This window comes from Bacteroides luti (genome assembly GCF_900128905.1).
Taxonomy (GTDB): Bacteria; Bacteroidota; Bacteroidia; order Bacteroidales; family Bacteroidaceae; genus Bacteroides; species Bacteroides luti.
In genome coordinates, this window is record NZ_FQTV01000007.1 from 68,710 (window position 1) to 88,379 (window position 19,670).

General features: G+C 34.8%; 17 protein-coding genes, 2 tRNA genes and 1 pseudogene. 4 read left to right on the forward strand and 16 right to left on the reverse strand.

Features of this window, described 5'->3' with window-relative positions; genetic code table 11:
* Window positions 1–39: 39 nt before the first annotated feature.
* The 11 genes from BUC21_RS07940 to BUC21_RS07990 form a co-directional block, all read right to left on the reverse strand.
* A complete protein-coding gene (locus BUC21_RS07940; protein ID WP_073401019.1) occupies window positions 40–1,338 on the reverse strand; it encodes an inositol-3-phosphate synthase in 1,299 nt (432 codons plus the stop codon).
* Between the two features lie 57 nt (window positions 1,339–1,395).
* Window positions 1,396–2,112 (reverse strand): HAD family hydrolase, encoded by a 717-nt coding sequence (locus BUC21_RS07945; RefSeq protein WP_073401021.1) that lies wholly within the window; start codon window positions 2,110–2,112, stop codon window positions 1,396–1,398.
* Window positions 2,096–3,121 carry a lysylphosphatidylglycerol synthase transmembrane domain-containing protein gene (locus BUC21_RS07950; protein WP_073401023.1) on the reverse strand — a complete coding sequence of 342 codons (1,026 nt, stop codon included), beginning with the start codon at window positions 3,119–3,121 and terminating at the stop codon, window positions 2,096–2,098. The genes BUC21_RS07945 and BUC21_RS07950 overlap by 17 nt, the downstream gene beginning before the upstream one ends.
* A gap of 11 nt (window positions 3,122–3,132) precedes the next feature.
* The gene (locus BUC21_RS07955; protein ID WP_073401025.1) at window positions 3,133–4,041 is read right to left on the reverse strand and encodes a CDP-alcohol phosphatidyltransferase family protein; all 909 of its coding nucleotides are present in this window, start codon (window positions 4,039–4,041) and stop codon (window positions 3,133–3,135) included.
* Window positions 4,025–5,575, reverse strand: coding sequence for a sugar phosphate nucleotidyltransferase (locus BUC21_RS07960; RefSeq protein ID WP_073401027.1), 1,551 nt, complete (start codon window positions 5,573–5,575; stop codon window positions 4,025–4,027). The genes BUC21_RS07955 and BUC21_RS07960 overlap by 17 nt, the downstream gene beginning before the upstream one ends.
* A 16-nt stretch (window positions 5,576–5,591) precedes the next feature.
* A complete protein-coding gene (pdxA, locus tag BUC21_RS07965) occupies window positions 5,592–6,692 on the reverse strand; it encodes a 4-hydroxythreonine-4-phosphate dehydrogenase PdxA (protein ID WP_073401029.1) in 1,101 nt (366 codons plus the stop codon).
* A gap of 74 nt (window positions 6,693–6,766) precedes the next feature.
* A complete protein-coding gene (gene rlmN / locus BUC21_RS07970; protein ID WP_073401031.1) occupies window positions 6,767–7,798 on the reverse strand; it encodes a dual-specificity RNA methyltransferase RlmN in 1,032 nt (343 codons plus the stop codon).
* Window positions 7,799–7,929: 131 nt separating this feature from the next.
* A tRNA-Gly gene (locus BUC21_RS07975) sits at window positions 7,930–8,005 on the reverse strand.
* Between the two features lie 13 nt (window positions 8,006–8,018).
* Window positions 8,019–8,101: transfer RNA gene (locus BUC21_RS07980), tRNA-Tyr, on the reverse strand.
* 30 nt (window positions 8,102–8,131) lie between these two features.
* Window positions 8,132–8,626 (reverse strand): 6,7-dimethyl-8-ribityllumazine synthase, encoded by a 495-nt coding sequence (gene ribH / locus BUC21_RS07985; RefSeq protein WP_073401033.1) that lies wholly within the window; start codon window positions 8,624–8,626, stop codon window positions 8,132–8,134.
* Between the two features lie 84 nt (window positions 8,627–8,710).
* Window positions 8,711–9,394: a tetratricopeptide repeat protein gene (locus tag BUC21_RS07990; protein ID WP_073401035.1), complete on the reverse strand. Its 684-nt coding sequence runs from the start codon at window positions 9,392–9,394 to the stop codon at window positions 8,711–8,713.
* A 192-nt stretch (window positions 9,395–9,586) separates the two neighbouring features.
* On the opposite strand from BUC21_RS07990, the gene recF reads away from it, so the two are divergent.
* Both recF and BUC21_RS08000 read left to right on the forward strand, forming a co-directional pair.
* Window positions 9,587–10,708 carry a DNA replication/repair protein RecF gene (gene recF, locus BUC21_RS07995; protein WP_073401203.1) on the forward strand — a complete coding sequence of 374 codons (1,122 nt, stop codon included), beginning with the start codon at window positions 9,587–9,589 and terminating at the stop codon, window positions 10,706–10,708.
* Window positions 10,695–10,985 (forward strand): DciA family protein, encoded by a 291-nt coding sequence (locus BUC21_RS08000; RefSeq protein ID WP_073401037.1) that lies wholly within the window; start codon window positions 10,695–10,697, stop codon window positions 10,983–10,985. The genes recF and BUC21_RS08000 overlap by 14 nt, the downstream gene beginning before the upstream one ends.
* Here the strand turns inward: BUC21_RS08000 and BUC21_RS08005 are convergent.
* The 5 genes and pseudogenes from BUC21_RS08005 to BUC21_RS08025 all read right to left on the reverse strand — a co-directional run bounded on the left by BUC21_RS08005 (window position 10,972) and on the right by BUC21_RS08025 (window position 16,302).
* Window positions 10,972–11,528: pseudogene (locus BUC21_RS08005) on the reverse strand (5-formyltetrahydrofolate cyclo-ligase). The gene BUC21_RS08000 and the pseudogene BUC21_RS08005 overlap by 14 nt on opposite strands.
* Window positions 11,529–11,580: 52 nt before the next feature.
* A complete protein-coding gene (locus tag BUC21_RS08010; RefSeq protein ID WP_073401039.1) occupies window positions 11,581–13,236 on the reverse strand; it encodes a S41 family peptidase in 1,656 nt (551 codons plus the stop codon).
* Between the two features lie 27 nt (window positions 13,237–13,263).
* The gene (locus BUC21_RS08015; protein WP_073401041.1) at window positions 13,264–13,710 is read right to left on the reverse strand and encodes a dCMP deaminase family protein; all 447 of its coding nucleotides are present in this window, start codon (window positions 13,708–13,710) and stop codon (window positions 13,264–13,266) included.
* Window positions 13,711–13,759: 49 nt separating this feature from the next.
* Window positions 13,760–14,212 carry a DUF4847 family protein gene (locus BUC21_RS08020; protein WP_073401043.1) on the reverse strand — a complete coding sequence of 151 codons (453 nt, stop codon included), beginning with the start codon at window positions 14,210–14,212 and terminating at the stop codon, window positions 13,760–13,762.
* Window positions 14,212–16,302 carry a M3 family metallopeptidase gene (locus tag BUC21_RS08025; protein ID WP_394332753.1) on the reverse strand — a complete coding sequence of 697 codons (2,091 nt, stop codon included), beginning with the start codon at window positions 16,300–16,302 and terminating at the stop codon, window positions 14,212–14,214. Before BUC21_RS08025 ends, BUC21_RS08020 begins: the two co-directional genes overlap by 1 nt.
* 140 nt (window positions 16,303–16,442) lie before the next feature.
* Between BUC21_RS08025 and BUC21_RS08030 the strand changes: the two genes are divergently transcribed.
* Both BUC21_RS08030 and BUC21_RS08035 read left to right on the forward strand, forming a co-directional pair.
* Entirely contained in the window at window positions 16,443–18,269 is a 1,827-nt protein-coding gene (locus BUC21_RS08030) for an LTA synthase family protein (protein WP_073401045.1), read from the forward strand.
* Window positions 18,270–18,293: 24 nt separating this feature from the next.
* Window positions 18,294–19,667 carry an aminopeptidase P family protein gene (locus BUC21_RS08035; RefSeq protein ID WP_073401047.1) on the forward strand — a complete coding sequence of 458 codons (1,374 nt, stop codon included), beginning with the start codon at window positions 18,294–18,296 and terminating at the stop codon, window positions 19,665–19,667.
* Window positions 19,668–19,670: the final 3 nt, after the last annotated feature.

A 19,670-nucleotide genomic window follows, 5' to 3' on the forward strand; every position in this document is an offset into this window, starting at 1 on the left:
GTTCAGCACTATCCGCTTAAGTTATTTCTTAGTAAAATATTAGTCTACGCATTCGTCAGCTTCATATCCACCCATTTCACGAAGATTGTTTTTCAAAATTGTGAATTGTTGGAATAAGTCGTGAACTGGTTTGTGCTCGAAATCGTGCATTGGGCTCTTTAGGTAGAATGACAACCAGTCTTGTATGCCATAACGTCCTGCACGTTTTGCAAGATCAGAGAATAATACAAGGTCAAGCAAAAGTGGAGCAGCAAGAATAGAGTCTCTGCAAAGGAAATCTACTTTGATCTGCATTGGGTAACCCATCCATCCGAAAATATCAAGATTGTCCCATCCTTCTTTGTTGTCGTTGCGTGGTGGATAATAGTTGATACGAACTTTGTGGAAGATATTTCCGTAAAGTTCAGGATGTTCTTCTCCGTCAAGGATTGTTTCGATAACAGAAAGCTTACTAACTTCTTTTGTCTTGAATGAATCTGGATCGTCAAGAACTTCACCGTCTCTGTTTCCTAAGATGTTTGTAGAGAACCAACCGTCAAGACCAAGCATACGAGTTTTCAACATTGGAGCAAGCACAGTTTTCATCAATGTTTGTCCTGTTTTGAAGTCTTTTCCGGCAATAGGAGTACTTGTTTTCTTAGAAAGTTCCCACATAGCTGGAGTGTCAACGCATAAATTAGGTGCACCCATAATGAAAGGACATCCTTCTGCAACAGCAGCGTATGCATAACACATACTTGGAGCAATTAATTCTTTATTGTCTTCTTTCATTGCTTTTTCGAAAGAAGCAAGAGTCATATGTTCGTCGCTCAATGGCAAATAAACTTCTGTACTTGCAGCCCAGATAACAACAACGCGTTCGCAATTGTTTGCAGCCTTAAAGTTACGGATGTCTTCACGAACTTGTTCAGTTAAATCCCAACGTGAAGCTTCTGGTTTAACGTGTGTTCCATGTAAGCGTTTAACGAAATTTTGATCGAATACGGCAGGCATTGGTTTGATTGCTTCCAATTCATCCTTTACAGGATTGATATCTTTTTCTTTTAGAACTTCTGCATGAATAGCTGATTCATAAGCATTATCGGCAAAAATATCCCATGCGCCAAATACTACATCATTTAAGTCAGTTAAAGGAACTACTTCAGTAATTTTCTTATATTGCTTATCTTTTCCTTTTCCTACACGCATAGTAGCCAATTGCGAAAGTGAACCAACAGGTTTAGCTAAACCTTTACGAGCCATTAATGTTCCTACAATAAAAGTAGAAGTAACTGCACCTAAACCTACACACAATACACCTAGTTTCCCCGTTGCCGGTTTTACATTTACATTTTCCATAACTACAATTCTTTTATAGCTTAGTGGGCTATATTTTTCTATTTTTAGGTTTAAAAATTATAATATATTTAATAATTGTTCCAAGTCTGTGATAATAGCATCAGGAACAGAATCATCTGTTTCTTCACCCCATCCTTCTCCTTTTAGCCAAATGGTACGACAACCTGCGGCCTTTGCGGGAATAATGTCTTTTGAAAAAGAATCGCCAATTACAACAACCTCATGTGCTTCAAATCCAAGCTCACGAACACCCAGAGTAAAAATAGCCGGATCGGGCTTTCTCACTCCAACAACAGCAGATTCAATTATGCTACTAAAATTACAAAGTAAACCAAAGTTTTCCAGTACTTTATTGATGTTTCCGTAAAAGTTCGAAACAAGAGTTAATTTATATTTATTTAATAACCTTTTGACTACAAAAAGGGACTTATTGACCACCTCTTTGGCAAAGTTATAACAGCCTTTAGCTATCTCTTCAGGGTACTTATCTGTTTGTTCTGAGCTTGATAGAAAACCTTGCTGAATTAAATATTCAATTTGAATTTTTGCTTTAATTAGCAAAACGTCATAAAAATCATGAGATGGCTTAATTAATGGCTGAGTAGCCAATGTTCGTTCACCATGTATGTACGCCTTTTTAAACTCTTCTTTATTTACAGGAATATTTAGTCCTTTATATCTGCTCCATAGTACTTCGGCCCAATGTTTTCCATTTGTATCAATTGTGCCTCCGTAATCGAAAATTATTCCTTTTATATTATTGAATTGTTTCATTTATATTATTATTTGAGAGTATCTTGTTTTTATTGCCTACCTTCATTAGCAGCATACCAATACCTATCCACATTAGTTCTCGTACCCTGGTTATTAAACCTGTATATATACCGAAGGCTCCTGTCAATCCTAATTCTCCGGTTGCAATAGCCATTCCTCCTTCTCGTGCTCCCAATTGCATGGGCAAGAAGAAAAATAAGTTAGAAAACAACGTTGTAAACGCCATAATGAGAATGCAATTCAGAAAATTAACATCAGGAGTAAGAATCTTTAGAATGAAAAAAACTTCCAGACTACCGATAATTCTGGTTGTAAATTCCAGGCATAAAGAGGTGTAAAAGGTCTTTTTTCGTTGTTTGTGTAAATCTGCAATCTGGCTATCAATTCGTTCTAGAGTTTCTTTCTTTTCTGTTGCAAAGCGGATAGCCCAGTTTTTAAGGAAAGGAATTCTTTTACATAGACAAAGTGCCTTTACTGCCATTCCATTTTTGTACCCTTTAACAAAAAAGTAAATAAAAAAAAGGCAAAAAATAGTGGCGAAGATCAGCATAATTCCAGTCGGTATATTTACCGGATAAAGAATAATAAACAGAAAAATGGATGAAAACCAGAAACAGAAATGTGCAAAGATGTGCATCATTACATATAATATTACGGAAGATGTGGCTTTACTAACTCCAACGTAGGGGGTTAATTCCATAATTCGGTAAGGTTCGCCTCCCATTAATCCCACTGGAGTAGCATAATTAAGCGCAAAACCTGTAATTGTATATTTATATACTTTTAGAAAGGGTACTTTTCTTGTTCCATCATCATTAATGATCATGTACCAGGAAAGTGCATTTATCATGTAAATAAACACCCATAATAACATTACTATCGGAAACCATAATCCTGCTCTTTTTAAATTGCTTAAAAGTTCATCAAACTTCATGTCAAAAGTGGAGAACATAATTACGATAGCAATTATACCAACTAAAAAGAATATGTTACGATAGTTGTTATTCACACTAAAAGATATTAAGATGTTTTTTTATTTAACATACCACAGAATGATTCATGGCTCATTATCATATATACTAGTAAGATATTGAGTACCGTTATTTCGAATACAAAGTAGATCCACGGTTTGTTAATGAGAAGGCTGATAAACAAAGCAATAACTCTGGTGTTGAATGATAATATATTGGTGTATTTCATCAATGGCTTGCTTAAAGCTCTAAATTCATCTTTAAAAGTTTGGGGTATATTATCTCCGTATTTTTCTTTTATACTGTTGAATAGTAACTGAAATTTAGGAGTTAATTTTTCCTGAGAAGCTGTATAATCTTTATAGAAGAATATAAATAATTTTCTGATAAAATCATTTTTCCATGACAGTGATTTAAATAATTCTTTCTGTTGAGCTGAATTATCGAGTTCGCTTCCGGCTTTTCCTTTTAGGAAAAACAAATGAATATTGCGGTAGTAATCGGCCATCGCAGCTTGCTTGCTATGAAAGAATCCAGTAATTGCAGCTAACAACCAAATCCATATTCCCCATTCCGGAGTGAGGCGTAAACAAATGCAGGCGTAAATTGTAATAAACCAAAAATCACCGCTAACGCCATCAAGAATACGTCCGATTTCGGATTTTTGTCCGGTAAGGCGAGCTAGTTGTCCGTCTGCACTATCATAAGAATTAGCCCATATTAATAAAAAAATTCCGCAGAGCGTCATCTTAATATCTTCGAAATAAAAAAGAATTCCTGCAGCAACTCCAAGAAATATACTTGCTACAGTAACGGTATTTGGAGAAATTCCTAATCGTTTGAAAAATAAAGCCCAACGATATCCTATTGGTCGGTAAAAATGAATATCAATGAATTCTTCGGTATCCAGCGATTTTAATGAAGCTTCCAGCTCCATTTTTCTAATTTCTTTTTCCATCTTGCATCTTTTTTACTATAAGATCGGCAATAGCTTCTGCTGCTTGGTTGCTGCATGGTGCAAAGCTGGGCCAGTCATTAAAATCAATAATTCGTATTTCTCCGGTTGAAGAAACAATGCAATCTCCTCCATAAACAGAAAGTCCAAGCTTATTGGCTGCTTCCTCACAATAACCTTTTAATTCTTCTTCTGAGAAAGGATAGCCTTTTGCTTCTCCATTAATTGCTTCCAGGCCAAATTTACTGTTGACCGTAGGGGAGGGGTAGAACCAGTAAAAGAAGTTATTTTCTGCTACACCATATAATTTAATTAAATCTCCTTCCAGATGTTCGTTGGCCACAGCCAATTTAATACCTCTGTTATTGAAATCGCATAAAACTGCAGAGGCTTCTTGCTCGTTTTGTACAAAACTAACATCTTCTTTAACCAGTGCATGTCCATCTCCACGTTTAATCCAGAATGGAAAGCTTGGAACTTCTTGTTCTTCGATATCTTTATTAGTAAAAAGAATCGTGCTAACTGGGGATGGAATATCTGCGGAGAGTAATAAAGATGTCATTTCTAATCTTCCGGAATTTCGTATACCTTTGGGAGAATTGATAATCAGTGCATCTTCTTGCTCTAGTAAATCAAGAATATCCAGCATCATCTTGCTACGAGCCATTGTAAAAACTACAGGTGCAAACATTGGCTGATCAATAAAATGACTCTCTGTATATGTGCGTACTCTATAACCGCGTTTTTCAAGACTCTCTTTTACTCTACTGAATATTAATGCATCACTTCCAGCCTTATTTGGAGAATATTTGTTTCCTCGATCTATACCGACAATAGGAAAAGGCTCTTTAAGAAAAGCTTCTGCTTTTGCAATATCTTCTGCATGATCTACATCCAGAATTTTACTAAAAGGATATGCTTTCAGTTTTTTGCCTTCTTCTACTAATGCCCGCTGAAACTGTCGCATTCTGGTTAACCCTTTATCCATACAATGTTGCAAGGTTTCAAGACAAGACGGAGTAAGGCAGTAAATACCGCCCGAAATATAATTGCATTCGGGTGTTTTTGTATCGTAATATCCGGTAATATCAAGTGAATCGTTCGCTGTAATAAATAATGGCTTTTCATCATCAATATAATCTGTTACAGCCATAAAACCGTCATCTTCAGATGCTTTGAAGTTTTCTATATATGCAGTAAATTCGGCTTCATTAAATATTGTATCAACAGTAGTTAAACAAAATTTATCGTCTTTGAGCAGTGGCATCAGTTCAAAAAAACTATGCATTGATCCAGGAGTACTTTTAATAATAATCTCCAGTGGATATTTTTTTTGCAGTTCTGCCAGGTGTTTCTTTGTCTGCTCGTGCTCGTTGTTGATTATAATAGCAATGGAAGTTGCATCATTCTTCATAAAAATATCTATGAGACGATCAATCATAGCCATGCCATTAAGAGGAACCAGAGGCTTAGGCTGTTTTATCCCTTCTTGTGCCAGACGGGAACCTTCTCCGGCAGAGATTATAGCAAATTTCATAAGTTGTTGTTAATCTTTAAATTTCGTCATCAATAGTGTCGAGCTTCAGTTTGTCGCTATCATCACGTTTCTCATAGTACTGCTTTCGAAGAGGATTAGCATGTATTTCCTTATCAAAACGACGGTTACGGAATACATCAATAGCAACATAAATAGCCTGACGGAAAGAATCTTCTGAAGCCAATCCTTGTCCCGCAATGTCGTAAGCTGTGCCGTGAGCCGGAGAAGTTCTTATTACAGGAAGTCCTGCTGTATAATTTACACCTTCGTCCATTGCAATACTTTTGAAAGGTGCTAATCCTTGATCATGATACATGGCAAGTATTCCGTCAAAATGAGTAAAACTACCGGCTCCCATAAATCCGTCAGCTGGGTAAGGTCCAAAACACTGAATACCTTTCTCGGACATTTCTTTAATGGCGGGAATAATAATTTCTTCTTCTTCTTTACCAATCAATCCATTATCTCCCGCATGTGGGTTAAGAGCTAGTACAGCTATTCGAGGATTGTCTATTCTGAAATCTTGTTTCAAAGATCGATTAAATATTTCTATTTTTTCAATGATCTTTTCCTTAGTAATTGATTTCGCTATATTTGCTACAGGTATATGTCCGGTAACCAATGCCACACGAAAATCATCCTTCATTAAGATCATTAGCGATTTATTTCCTTCGCCCAATTTATCTTCAAGGTATTCTGTGTGCCCGGGGAAATAGAAATCTTTTGATTGAATGGTGTTTTTGTTAATGGGTGCAGTAATAATTGCATCAATTAATCCATTTTTATACTCTTCTACAGCTTTTTCTAAAGCTTCATATGCTGCTTTACCTGCTTCTGGGGTAGGTTTGGTAAACTCTACTTTAATTTCATCGTCTGTGCAATTAACAACACTAAGTTTATTATGTGCTGCTTCTGCAGCTGTATTGATTATACTAAAGTTTGTAGATAAGTCCAATGCTTTGCGATGATATGCCGCAACTTTAGGCGAACCATAAATGATAGGAGTACAAAGTTCAAGCATTGCCTGATCGGAAAAAGTCTTTAAAATAACTTCATATCCTACACCGTTGATATCCCCTTGGGTAATACCAATACGTATTTTATTATTATCTTCCATTCTTTAATCTGTGATATTCGTTTTTACTTAAATAGGTAACTAAGGTAAAGTATTAAATTGAAATATTAAAGTTTTTAACTGTTTTTCTCTTGTTCCTTTGCTGTGGATAACATACCACAAGCTGCAAATATATCTTCTCCACGTGATGCACGTATTGTTGTGAAAAGTTCATGTGCTGTAAGATAGTCGCGAAATTTTATCATTGTATCCATATCAGCACCATTCAGGTCAACGTTAGGAATCGCATGGAAACGAATAAGATTTATCCTGCAATCCAGTCCTCTTAAAAGCTTTACCAGTTCTTTTGCATAGATAAGAGAATCGTTTACTCCTTTAAATACAATGTATTCAAAGGAAAGGCGGCGTTGCTTGCTAAAATCGTAATTGCGAAGCAAGTCTACCATCTCTGTTATTGAAAAAGCTTTTTCTGCAGGCATCAAATCTGATCGTTGAGCTGGAAGTGGTGAATGAATACTAATGGCTAAATGGCAATTGCTTTTTTCCAGAAAGTGCCTGAGTCCTTTACGTAAACCAACGGTAGATACTGTTATTCGTTTTGAACTCCATTTATAGCCGTAATCAGAAGTTAAAACTTCTAGAGCTTTAAGTACTTCATCCAAATTATCGAGAGGCTCTCCCATTCCCATTAGCACTATATTAGTTAGCTTCTCTCTTTCTGGAATAGAATAAATTTGATTAATAATTTGGTTAGCATTAAGATTTGCAGTAAAACCTTGCTTGCCAGTCATGCAAAACTTACAATTCATTTTGCAACCAACCTGCGAAGATACACATAGCGTTGCACGATCATCATCTGGAATATATACTGATTCAATAAAATTATTATCTGGAGTTCTGAATAGGTATTTTATAGTACCGTCTGCAGAACGCATTGCTTCAATAGGAGCGCTTGCACCAATCTCATATTCTTCATTTAGCTTCTCTCGTTGCTTCAACGAAAGATTCGTCATTTCGTTTATAGAATCTATTCTTTTATCATAGATCCATGTTGCTATTTGTTTCGCAGTAAATTTGGGCATTCCCAGATTACGAGTTATATCTTGTAATTCGCTGAGAGTCATCCCTAGGAGTGGTTGCTTGTTCATGATGTTTGTTATCTTGAATTTGGGTTACAAAGATAATACAATTCATAAATTATTGTATTTAATCCAGATAACCTTTTTTGGTGTGGAATAAATAAAAAAAGAGAATCTAAACTATTAGATTCTCTTTTTGATGGAGCGGAAGACGGGACTCAAACCCGCGACCCTCAGCTTGGAAGGCTAATGCTCTATCAACTGAGCTACTTCCGCATTAGAAATTTTGTGGGCAAAGATGGATTCGAACCACCGAAGTCGAAAGACAGCAGATTTACAGTCTGCCCCATTTGGCCACTCTGGTATTTGCCCTTTATTTCCGATTGCGATGCAAAGGTACAACTATTTTTTTAAACTCCAAATAAAATCGATCATTTTTATTGCAGAAATTGCGCATTCATCGCCTTTGTTGCCCAATTTGCCACCGCTTCGGTCCTCTGCTTGTTCCATATTATTAGTGGTGATTAGACCGTAAATAACTGGTATATTGAACTTTGCATTTAATTCTGTAACACCTTGTGTCACTCCCATACAAACATAATCAAAATGTGGAGTATCGCCCTTAATTACGCATCCTAAAATAATAATTGCATCAACTGTGCCATTTTTTATCATTTGATTGGCTCCAAAAGTTAGTTCGAAACTTCCGGGAACGAATTTTACTATTATATTTTCTTTTTTTGCTCCATGTTTTATTAAGGTATTTACTGCTCCGTCAAGAAGAGCACCTGTGATATTACTGTTCCATTCAGAAACAATAATTCCAAATTTCATAGTTTCGGCACTAGGTACAGAATTAAAATCGTATTCAGATAAGTTGTGATAAGCTGTTGCCATAATATTTAATTTCTATTTTGTTTTAAATAAAAAAGTAGAGATACTGCGACACAATATCTCTACTTTATATATAAGGAGTAAATTTTATTTTTTCAATGCAGTGGCTCTTTCTATATATTTATCGATATCCATAGCCTGATAAGAATTAAAATATTTATCTTTAATGGTATTATATGCTTCAAGAGCATCAGCATATTTTCCTTGTTGCTCCATTATTAAACCAGCTTGCAATAAGTAAATAGGACTTAATGTGTTGTTGTCGGCCTTCTTAGCAGCATCCTGTAAAGTAGAAACAGCCTTGTCTAATTGATTTAGCTGGGCATAACAGTTTCCTAATGCACCTAAGATGGCAGGAGAAACCATTTGATCATTACCGTCAAAATCTCCAAGATATTTTTCAGCTTCTTGATATTTTCCTAACTGAGCATAACAGATTCCTGCATATGCTTTAGCTAGATTTGCGGTTTTTGTGCCACTAAATTCATCAGCAATTTTAATAAATCCTTTGTAACCAATGCTATCACCATTAAGAGCGATTTCATAAGCATCTTGTCCAAAATACTCTTCTCCCTTGAAAATTGCAATTTCTGCTTTTTCTTCTCTAGGAGCTAAATAAAGATACTTGTAAGCAAAGAATGCAGCAATAATAATTATAACCGCGGCGATACCTCCAATAATTCCCTTTTTGTTTTTAACTAAATATGCTTCAGATCTATCAAGCGCATCTCCCACATTTAGTTTCTGTTCATGTTTGTCTTGTTCTGCCATTTTATTATGATTCTTTTATTATTAACAATTTTACTTATTTGGTGAGCAAAAGTAGTTTTTTTATATTTATAAATGAAATTTATTGCCATATTTTTTTCTTTTCTCTTTTTTATATTTCTGGTTTATTTTGTTTTTGCTTTTAATCCCAATTTTATTTCTAATTTTGCATTTATAAATAGAAAGATTAGCTACATGGTATTAAAACATATTTCCATACTAAATTATAAGAACCTGGAACAAGTTGAATTGGATTTTTCTTTTAAACTAAATTGTTTTTTTGGTTTAAATGGTATGGGTAAAACAAATCTTCTTGATGCTGTTTACTATCTTTCTTTTTGCAAAAGTGCTGGCAATCCTGTTGATTCACAAAATATACGACATGATGAGGACTTTTTTATGATTCAAGGTTTTTATGAATCAGCTGATGGCTCCCCAGAAGAAATATATTGTGGACAGAAACGTCATCAAAAGAAGCAATTTAAAAGAAACAAAAAGGAATATAGTCGCCTTTCTGATCATATTGGTTTCTTACCTCTTGTAATGGTTTCACCTTCTGATTCTGCTTTGATTGCAGGTGGAAGTGAGGAACGCCGTCGATTTATTGATCTTGTAATTTCGCAATACGACAAAGGGTATTTAGATGCTTTGATTCGTTATAATAAAGCATTGCAGCAACGAAATACTTTACTGAAAAGTGAACTCCCTATCGACGAAGAACTTTTTTTGGTGTGGGAAGAGATGATGGCAACTGCAGGTGAAGTGGTTTTTAGTAAACGAAAATCTTTTATTGAAGAATTTATTCCTATTTTTCAGTCTTTTTATTCTTTCATTTCTCAAGGACAGGAATTGGTTGGATTATCTTATGTATCTCATGCTCAGGAAACCCCATTATTAGATATATTAAAGGAATCTAGAGCAAAGGATCGTATTATGGGCTATTCTTTAAGAGGAATTCATAAAGATGAACTAGTTATGTCATTAGGTGATTTCGCTATAAAACGTGAAGGTTCACAAGGACAGAATAAAACATATTTGGTTGCTTTAAAATTGGCGCAGTTCGATTTCTTAAAACGTACAGGAGACAATACGCCGATACTTTTATTGGATGACATCTTCGACAAGCTGGATGCTTCCCGAGTGGAACAAATCATCAAATTAGTTGCTGGTGATAATTTCGGTCAGATATTTATTACCGATACTAATCGTGAACATCTGGATAAAATTTTGAAAAAGATGGGAAGTGACTATAAAATGTTCGAAGTTAATAATGGTAATATAAGTAGTAAGGAGAATCTTGATAATGAAAAGGAATAATGCTGTATCAATAGGTGATGCTATCCGTAAATTCTTGCGGGATGAACGTCTTGAATCTCCGCTTAATGAACAACGGCTGATTAATGCATGGAAAGAAGTCTTAGGGCCAGGGATTGCTTCTTATACAGATGGATTATTTATTAAAAACCAGATACTCTATGTACATCTTACTTCTGCAGCATTACGTCAGGAATTAATGATGGGAAGAGAATTGCTTGTAAAAAACCTGAATCGTCAGGTCGGAGCACAAGTTATTACGAATATCATTTTTCGTTAAGTATTCCATTCTCAGTCACAACTAGATTCATTTTTGTGTCATGTGTTTCGGTTGGAATTTCTTCTGAAAGTTGAAAAGCAAAACATATCCCTATTTTAAAAGCTCTAATTTTAGGTAAAAGACGATCATAATATCCTTTTCCTCTTCCAAGTCTGTTGCCAACTTTATCAAATGAAACGCCGGGGATTATTGCTAAATCTATTTTATTGTAATCAGAAAATAATTCGCCAGTTGGTTCTTGTATACCATATGCACCGGCTCTTAATTCAGATGAACCATTATATTTTTTTAGTATTAAGTCCTCGCCATTAACTACCGGCAAAATTATTAGTTTCTCATTCTTCCATTTTCAATAAAAGCATGTGTCCTAACTTCATCTTTTAGGGAATGGTATAACAAAATAGTTTTTGCATTTTGAAAAACTAGGAGAGATTCTAGGTGGATAAACAATTTACTGGAGAAGTCTATGAATGAATTTTCTTTTAGTGCTTTTTTTCTTTCAGAAATAGCTTTCCTTATTTGTTGTTTTTTTGATTGATTCATGCTAGAAAAATAAAAAAAAGACCCCGGTGCTTTTACTTACCGGGGAATAGAATTATCTTTTCTTTTTTGAAATTTTAGGTTTTGCAGGGGCATTAGGAAATGCTTGTCCATTTTGTAGAACCTCTACTGCCTTTAGAACGGTATTATCAGATTTATTTATAAACTTAATATATTCTTCCTGACCCAGCATACTATCAATGATACGTCCGTACAATCTCTTTTCTATTAGTTTGTGGGATATCTGAATCAAAAGATTTCTCCTTTTAACTCCGTTACTATCAGCATATCTTACAAATTGTTCTACAAGATTCTGGCTTCTCAGATAGTTAACCAAAGAATTGGCATCTTTAAATTGTTTCAGATTATTTCTATTCTGATCTGTGTATTTGTATCCAAATAGAATGTCGAGTCCTTTGGTCATCACTGAAGTATAATAAGAAGTGGATCCAATTGTGTCTTGAGGAACGAAAATGTCAGGCATAATACCTCCGCCACCATATACCGGTCTTCCTAAACCTGTGGAGTAACGCAACCTTTTATCTAATTTAACACTGTCTTTTGAGAAAAATTCACCATGATCATAACGATTTAACCAGTCCATTTCGTAATCTTCGTCGTTACCATTCACATAAGGACGCTGAATACACCTTCCTGAAGGAGTATAATATCGAGCTATAGTAAGACGGATAGCTGACCCATCACTAAATTCGATAGGTTGCTGTACTAATCCCTTTCCAAAAGTTCGTCTTCCAATAATCATACCACGGTCGTTATCCTGGATAGCTCCAGAAAAGATTTCACTAGCTGAAGCTGAACCTTCATCAACCAGAACTACAATTGGCATTTTTTGGCAACTACCTGTTCCATTTGCAAATTCTTCTGTTCTTGGATATTTCCGTCCTTCTGTATAAACAATCAATTTTCCTTCAGGCAAGAATTCATTTACCATTCTAATAGCTGCTTCCATAAATCCTCCTGTGTTTCCACGTAAGTCAATAATAAGTCCCTGGCAATTATGCTGGCTAAGTAATGCTAATGCACTAAGTAATTCCACGTGAGTTGTTCTACCAAACTTATTAATATATACATATCCAATGTTTTTGCTTATCATGTATGCTGCGTATATACTTGTAACAGGAATATCTCCACGAACAATTGTATACGAAAGTAGTTTTTTCTCACCAAAACGTTTTATAGTAAGTTTAACTTCTGTTCCTTTTTTACCTTTCAGCTTACTCATAGCGACATCATTTGTCACTTTTTTCCCAACGAAAAGAGTGTCATTAACTCGGATAATTTGGTCGCCAGGCATTAATCCTACTTTTTCAGAAGGACCACCTTTTATAACACTATTAACATGTATAGTATCATTTTGAATGCGGAATTGAATTCCTATTCCGCTAAAACTTCCTTCAAGTTCGGAATTTGCAGCTTCCAAATCTTTTGCAGGAATATATTTGGAGTGCGGATCTAATTCTGCCAGAATTTGAGGCATTGCATTTTCGACCAATTCTTCCATATTAACTGTATCCACATACTGATCATCAATAATTCGGAGCAGTGCGTTTAGTTTGTTTGACGAACTGTTTATAATACCCAATCGACTTCCCGAATAGTGTTTTGTGTAAAATGTACCGATTAATATTCCGACCACAATACTTACCGCAATAATAATAGGAGTAAAGCGTGAAGATTTATTTGTACTCATGAGTTATTTTATTTTAAATAGTTCTTTTTATAATTGGTTTTGTTTGATAGGATCTAAATAGACAACTTCAATATTGGCGCGTTTTAATAAATTAATTCCATCTTCCAAACGATATTTTTCTGAATAAACCACTCTTTTAATGCCTGCCTGAATAATGAGCTTGGCACATTCGATACATGGAGATGCTGTTACATATAATGTTGCTCCTTCGCTACTGTTATTGGAACGGGCAATTTTAGTAATAGCATTTGCTTCAGCATGTAGTACGTATGGTTTCGTTAGATTTTGTTCATCTTCACATATATTTTCAAATCCGGATGGTGTTCCATTATACCCGTCAGAAATAATCATCTTGTCTTTGACAATCAATGCTCCAACTTTTCGCCTGATGCAGTATGAATTTTCAGCCCAGATATTAGCCATACGTATATAGCGCGTGTCTAGTTCCTGTTGTTTTAATTCTATAGCATTCATTGTTATTTTATTCTTTTCTTATATGATATTTGAGATTTGTCTAAAATGTTTACTTTATACGGTATAACATATATCTGTCACCTTGGCTACTCTTATATTTTATGACCATAATGTTTTCATCTGTTCCTCTACAAGAATATGCCCCCTTAATTGCATTGATGTATTCAATAGCAATATCAAGCTCTTCATCTTCAGATTCATTTGTTATATTCATAGATAAATTGTATCCATTCTCATTTTTCCATTTACCGTTGAAAGCATCCTTTACACCTTTTCCGTAAAAAGTACTATCTTGATTGAATTTCAAATAAAAGCCATCTTTGTTGTTGTTGAAAATAGTTTCGTCATCTGTGAAATGTATTTCATTATCATTCTTCTCGTAGAAACCAACCAAACGCCACGTTTTACCTACGATTAGTTCTTTTATATCATCTTCATTATCGCTGCATCCACCCAAGAAAGGTAGGATAGCTAATAGTATAAATAAGATTTTTGTTTTCATTATTCTTTAATACCATTTCTAATTAATAATGCATCAATAGTTGGTTCTTGTCCGCGGAAACGTTTATATAGCTTCATCGGATGTTCTGTTCCACCTTTAGAAAGTATGTTTTCACGGAAAGAAGTAGCGACTTCTTTATTGAAAATCCCCTTTTGTTTGAATAATGAGAAAGCATCAGCATCCAGAACTTCCGCCCATTTATAACTATAATAGCCGGCAGAATAACCTCCGGAGAATATATGTGAGAATCGTACGCTCATAGATTCACTATCCAAAACTGGCAGTAGTTTAGTTTTTGTCATAGCTTGTCGCTCGTATTCAATCACATTTCCCTCAAATGGGGTATTTATAGTATACCATGCCATATCCAATAATCCTAAGCTTACCTGACGAAGACAAGCATATCCAGTGTTAAAATTGGACGCGTCAACAATGCGTTGAATTAGTTCCCGAGGCAATTGTTCGTTAGTTTGATAATGCTTTGCAAACGTGTTCAAAAAATCTTTTTCAATTGCAAAGTTTTCCATTATTTGCGAAGGCAATTCAACAAAATCCCAGTAAACATTAGTTCCGCTTAGGCTTTCATAAGTCGAATTAGCCATCATTCCATGAAGAGAGTGACCAAACTCATGCAGGAAAGTTTCTACTTCACTAAAAGTAAGCAAGGCTGGTTTATTTTCTGTTGGTTTTGTGAAATTCATAACCAAAGAGATGTGTGGACGGCTATCTTTCCCATTTTCTTTCCATTGTTCTTTAAATTGAGTCATCCATGCTCCTGCACGTTTCCCTGCGCGAGGATGAAAATCTGTGTATAACACAGCTAAATATTTTCCATCCTTATCAAATACTTCGTATGCTTCAACATCTGGATTGTATACAGGTATATTTTTATTTTCTTTGAAAGTGATTCCATATAATTTTGTAGCCAATCCAAATATACCCTCTTTAACTTTACTTAATTCAAAGTAAGGACGCAACATTTCGTCATTGATATTGAATCTCTGGTCTTTTAATTTGTTAGAATAGAATGCCCAATCCCAAGGCATTGTTTGAAAATTAGGACCTTGAGTCTGGCTTGCAAGTTCTTGCACATCTTTCAATTCTTTTTCAGCAGTAGGTTTGTAAGCATCTACTAGTTGATTAAGTAGCTTGTATACAGCATCACTATTTTCAGCCATACGTTTTTCAAGAGTGTATGCAGCATAATTCTTATAACCCAATAATTGTGCTATTTCCTGACGAATATTGGCTATTCTTTTCACGTTTGCAAAATTATTGTATTCATTGTCGTGAGTACAAAGAGTGCTAAAAGCTGTATAAAGTTCTTTTCTTAGCTCACGATTTTCACAATAAGTCATAAAAGGGATATAGCTTGGTGCATTCAGTGTAAATACCCAGCCTTCTTTACCTTTTTCTTTTGCTGTTAAGGCTGCCGCTTCAAGGGTGCTTTCCGGTAGTCCTGCAAGTTTTGCTTTGTCTGTAATAACTAATTCATAATTATTAGTTTCTTTCAGAATGTTTTGACCATATTGCAAAGTTAGTTTGCTTAATTCGGCAGTTAAAGCCCGGTATTTAGCTTTAGCTTCACCTTCAAGATTAGCTCCGCTACGTACAAAACTATCATAAGTGTTTTGTAGAAGTTTACTGTCCTCTTTGTTCAGTTTTAATTTATTCATTTGGCTATAAACAGCTTTTACCCTCTCAAATAATTTTTTATTAAGATTGATGTTATTTGAGTGTTCTGATAAAAGTGGCACCATCTTTTCAGCTATTGCCTGAAGGTCATCGTTTGTTTCTGCGCTGAGCAAATTACTAAATACACTTTGAACTCTATTAAGTAATGCTCCAGATTTCTCTAGCGCTACAATTGTGTTTTTAAAGTTAGGAGCTTCAGGGTTATTAACTATGGCATAAATCTCTGCCATATGTTGTTTCATTCCTTCTTCCAAAGCGGGTTCAAAATGTTCTTTTTTTATTTTATCAAAAGGAGCTGTGCCATGTGGTGTAGTATACTTTTCCAGAAATGGATTCTGAGCTTGAATCATGTTCATAATACAAAATATAGCGAATGTTAATATTACTTTTTTCATTTATTTGGTTATATAATAATAATCAACTACAAAAGTGCTAAAAAAAAATATTACTTTATGAAGAATAGTGGAGTTTTTAACAAAGTATATTACTTTTGTATGATTTTCATTTGAAATTGAGCAAAATAATTGTGTATATAATGAAGGATAGATTTTTCTTATTGCTAAAAACATATTTGTTTTTCATCTTATTTTTTGTAGTCCAAAAGCCTGTATTTATGTTGTATTATCATGATTTATATCATGATTGTTCATTGTTGGATTATTTGGGCGTTATTTGGCATGGCTTACCACTTGATGCTTCAATAGCCGGCTATTTTACCATACTTCCAGGATTATTTCTAATCGCTTCTTTATGGCTAAATTCTACAGTGACCAATATGGTCTTTAAAATTTACTATGGCATAGTTGCTTTTGTTATTGGATGCGTTTTTATATCTGATATTGTTCTTTATAAATATTGGGGCTTCAGACTTGATTCTTCACCTCTTTTTTATTTAAAAACGCCGAAAGATGCTTTTGCAAGTGCTGATCTTATAACTATTATTTTAGCTCTATTTTTTATTATTGCAATTATATCAGCGCTTATTTATTTGTTTAATCTAATTTTGATTAAGCCAGAGGTTAAAATAAAGAAACCATATTACCGTAGAAAAACAGCAATAGTATTACTTTTAGTAACTGGATTCCTTTTCATTCCCATTCGTGGTGGGTTCTCGGTTTCGACAATGAATACCGGATGGGCATATTATAGTGATAAAATTGAACTTAACCACGCGGCAATAAATCCTTGTTTTAGTTTGATGGAGTCTCTTTCACGTGAACAAGCTTTTGATAAGCAATATCGTTTTTTGAAGGACGATGAAGCTGTTAAAGAATTTGATAAACTCAAAGATGTTACAGTAACTGATAGTATCCCGACTCTGTTAACAACAAAGAGACCGAATGTTATTATAATTGTTCTTGAAAGTTTTACGTCGAAAATAGTTCAACCTTTAGGAGGGTTACCTGATGTAGCTTCTAATATGAATGCGTTTTGTAAAGAAGGAATATTGTTTACTAATTTTTATGCAAACAGTTTTCGAACAGATCGTGGATTAGTTTCAATTCTAAGTGGCTATCCGGCTCAGCCTACAACCTCAATAATGAAATATCCTCAACGTAGTCAGTCATTACCTTCTATATCTAAGTCATTGAAGAAAGCTGGCTACTCTACAGAATATTATTATGGTGGAGATGCTAATTTTACAAATATGCGTTCTTATTTATTATCACAAGGATATGATCGAATTGTCTGTGATAAAGATTTTCCTTTAAAAGAAAGACTCTCGAAGTGGGGCGCTCCTGATCAATATTTGTTTAATCGTGCTCTGTCTGATTTCTTAGGAGCGCAAAAGGAACCATTTTTTAAAACTATCCAAACGTCAAGTAGTCATGAACCTTTTGATGTTCCGTCTCATAAGTTTAAAGATCCGTTCCTTAATTCGGCTTTTTATACTGATAGTTGTTTGGGTAAATTTATTGATAGATACAAGCAAACTAAATATTGGAAGAATACAGTATTTGTACTTGTACCAGACCATGCAATGCGCTATCCTGCTTCAATTACCAACCATGAGATTGAACGCTTTCAGATACCTCTGATACTTATTGGAGGAGCCATTAAAAAACCTGTAAAAATAGATACTTATGCTTCTCAGATTGATATAGCAGCAACAATTCTTTATCAATTGGGATTGCCTCATAAAGATTTTACCTTTAGCAAGAATATTCTAAATTCTAAATCTCCTCATTTTGGCTACTTTAGTTTTCCAAATGGATTTGGTATGACTACTTCTCAGAATCAGTTAATATTTGACTGTGAGGCAAATAAAGTTGTTCTAGATCGTGGAAAGAAAAAGAATTTAAATCAAAAACCTGCAAAAGCTTATATGCAAAAGTTATATGATGATTTGGCTAAACGATAATAATTAATCAATAATGTAATAGCTATGTTTACAAAAGAAACTTATATAAATAGAAGAGAGCAGCTTAAAAAAACTGTTGCTTCCGGAATCTTGTTATTTTTGGGTAACGATGAGTGTGGAATGAATTATGCTGATAATACATATCCGTTTAGACAGGATTCTACTTTTCTATATTTTTTCGGTTTATCTTATGCCGGTCTTTCTGCCATTATTGATATAGATAATGACAAGGAAATAATTTTTGGAGATGAACTGACTATTGATGATATTGTGTGGATGGGCACACAACCTACTCTGAAAGAAAAGAGCGAAAGAGTAGGCGTTTTATGTACTCAGTCATCTAAGAGTATTGAATCTTACTTAAAAAATGCACAAAGTAAAGGGCAACAAATTCATTTTTTGCCAACTTACAGACCAGAACATAAACTGAAATTAATGGATTGGCTTGGATATATGCCGGCGGCTCAGGAAGCTTCTGTTCCTTTTATTCGTGCTGTTGTAAATCAACGAAATTACAAATCTGCAGAAGAAATTGTTGAGATAGAAAAAGCATGCAATACTACTGCTGATATGCACATTAAAGCGATGCAAATACTTCGTCCGGGAATGAATGAAAGTGAAATTGCAGGTGCGCTTGCAGATGTAGCTTTGTCTGCTGGTGGAAATCTTTCTTTCCCAACTATTGCTACAATAAATGGGCAAACATTGCATAACCATTATCATGGGAATATTGTAAAACCAGGTGATATGTTGCTTTTGGATGCTGGCGCCGAAACTGCAATGGGATATGCCGGAGATATGTCATCTACGATTCCTGTAGATAAGAAATTTACTAGTCGCCAAAAAGATGTTTATGATATTCAGGTAGCTTCTCATCTTGCTGCTGTTGAGGCTCTCCGTCCAGGTATTCCGTTCAAAGATGTATATGAACTTTCGTCGAGAGTAATTGTTGATGGAATGAAATCTTTAGGATTAATGAAAGGTAATGCTGACGATGTTGTTCGTGAAGGTGCTCATGCAATGTTCTTCCAATGTGGATTGGGACATATGATGGGACTTGATGTTCATGATATGGAAAACCTGGGAGAAGTTTTTGTAGGATATGACGGTGAACCAAAGAGTACTCAGTTTGGGCGTAAGTCTCTTCGCCTGGGACGGAAACTGGAATCTGGATTTGTTCTGACTATTGAACCGGGTGTTTATTTTATTCCAGAATTAATGGATTTGTGGAAAGGTGAGAAGAAGTTCACAGAATTTATCAACTATGATAAATTAGAAACTTACAAGGATTTTGGTGGTATCCGTAATGAAGAAGATTATCTGATTACAGAAGATGGAGCCCGTCGATTAGGTAAGAAAATTCCATTGACAACAGATGAAGTTGAAGCGCTAAGATAATTT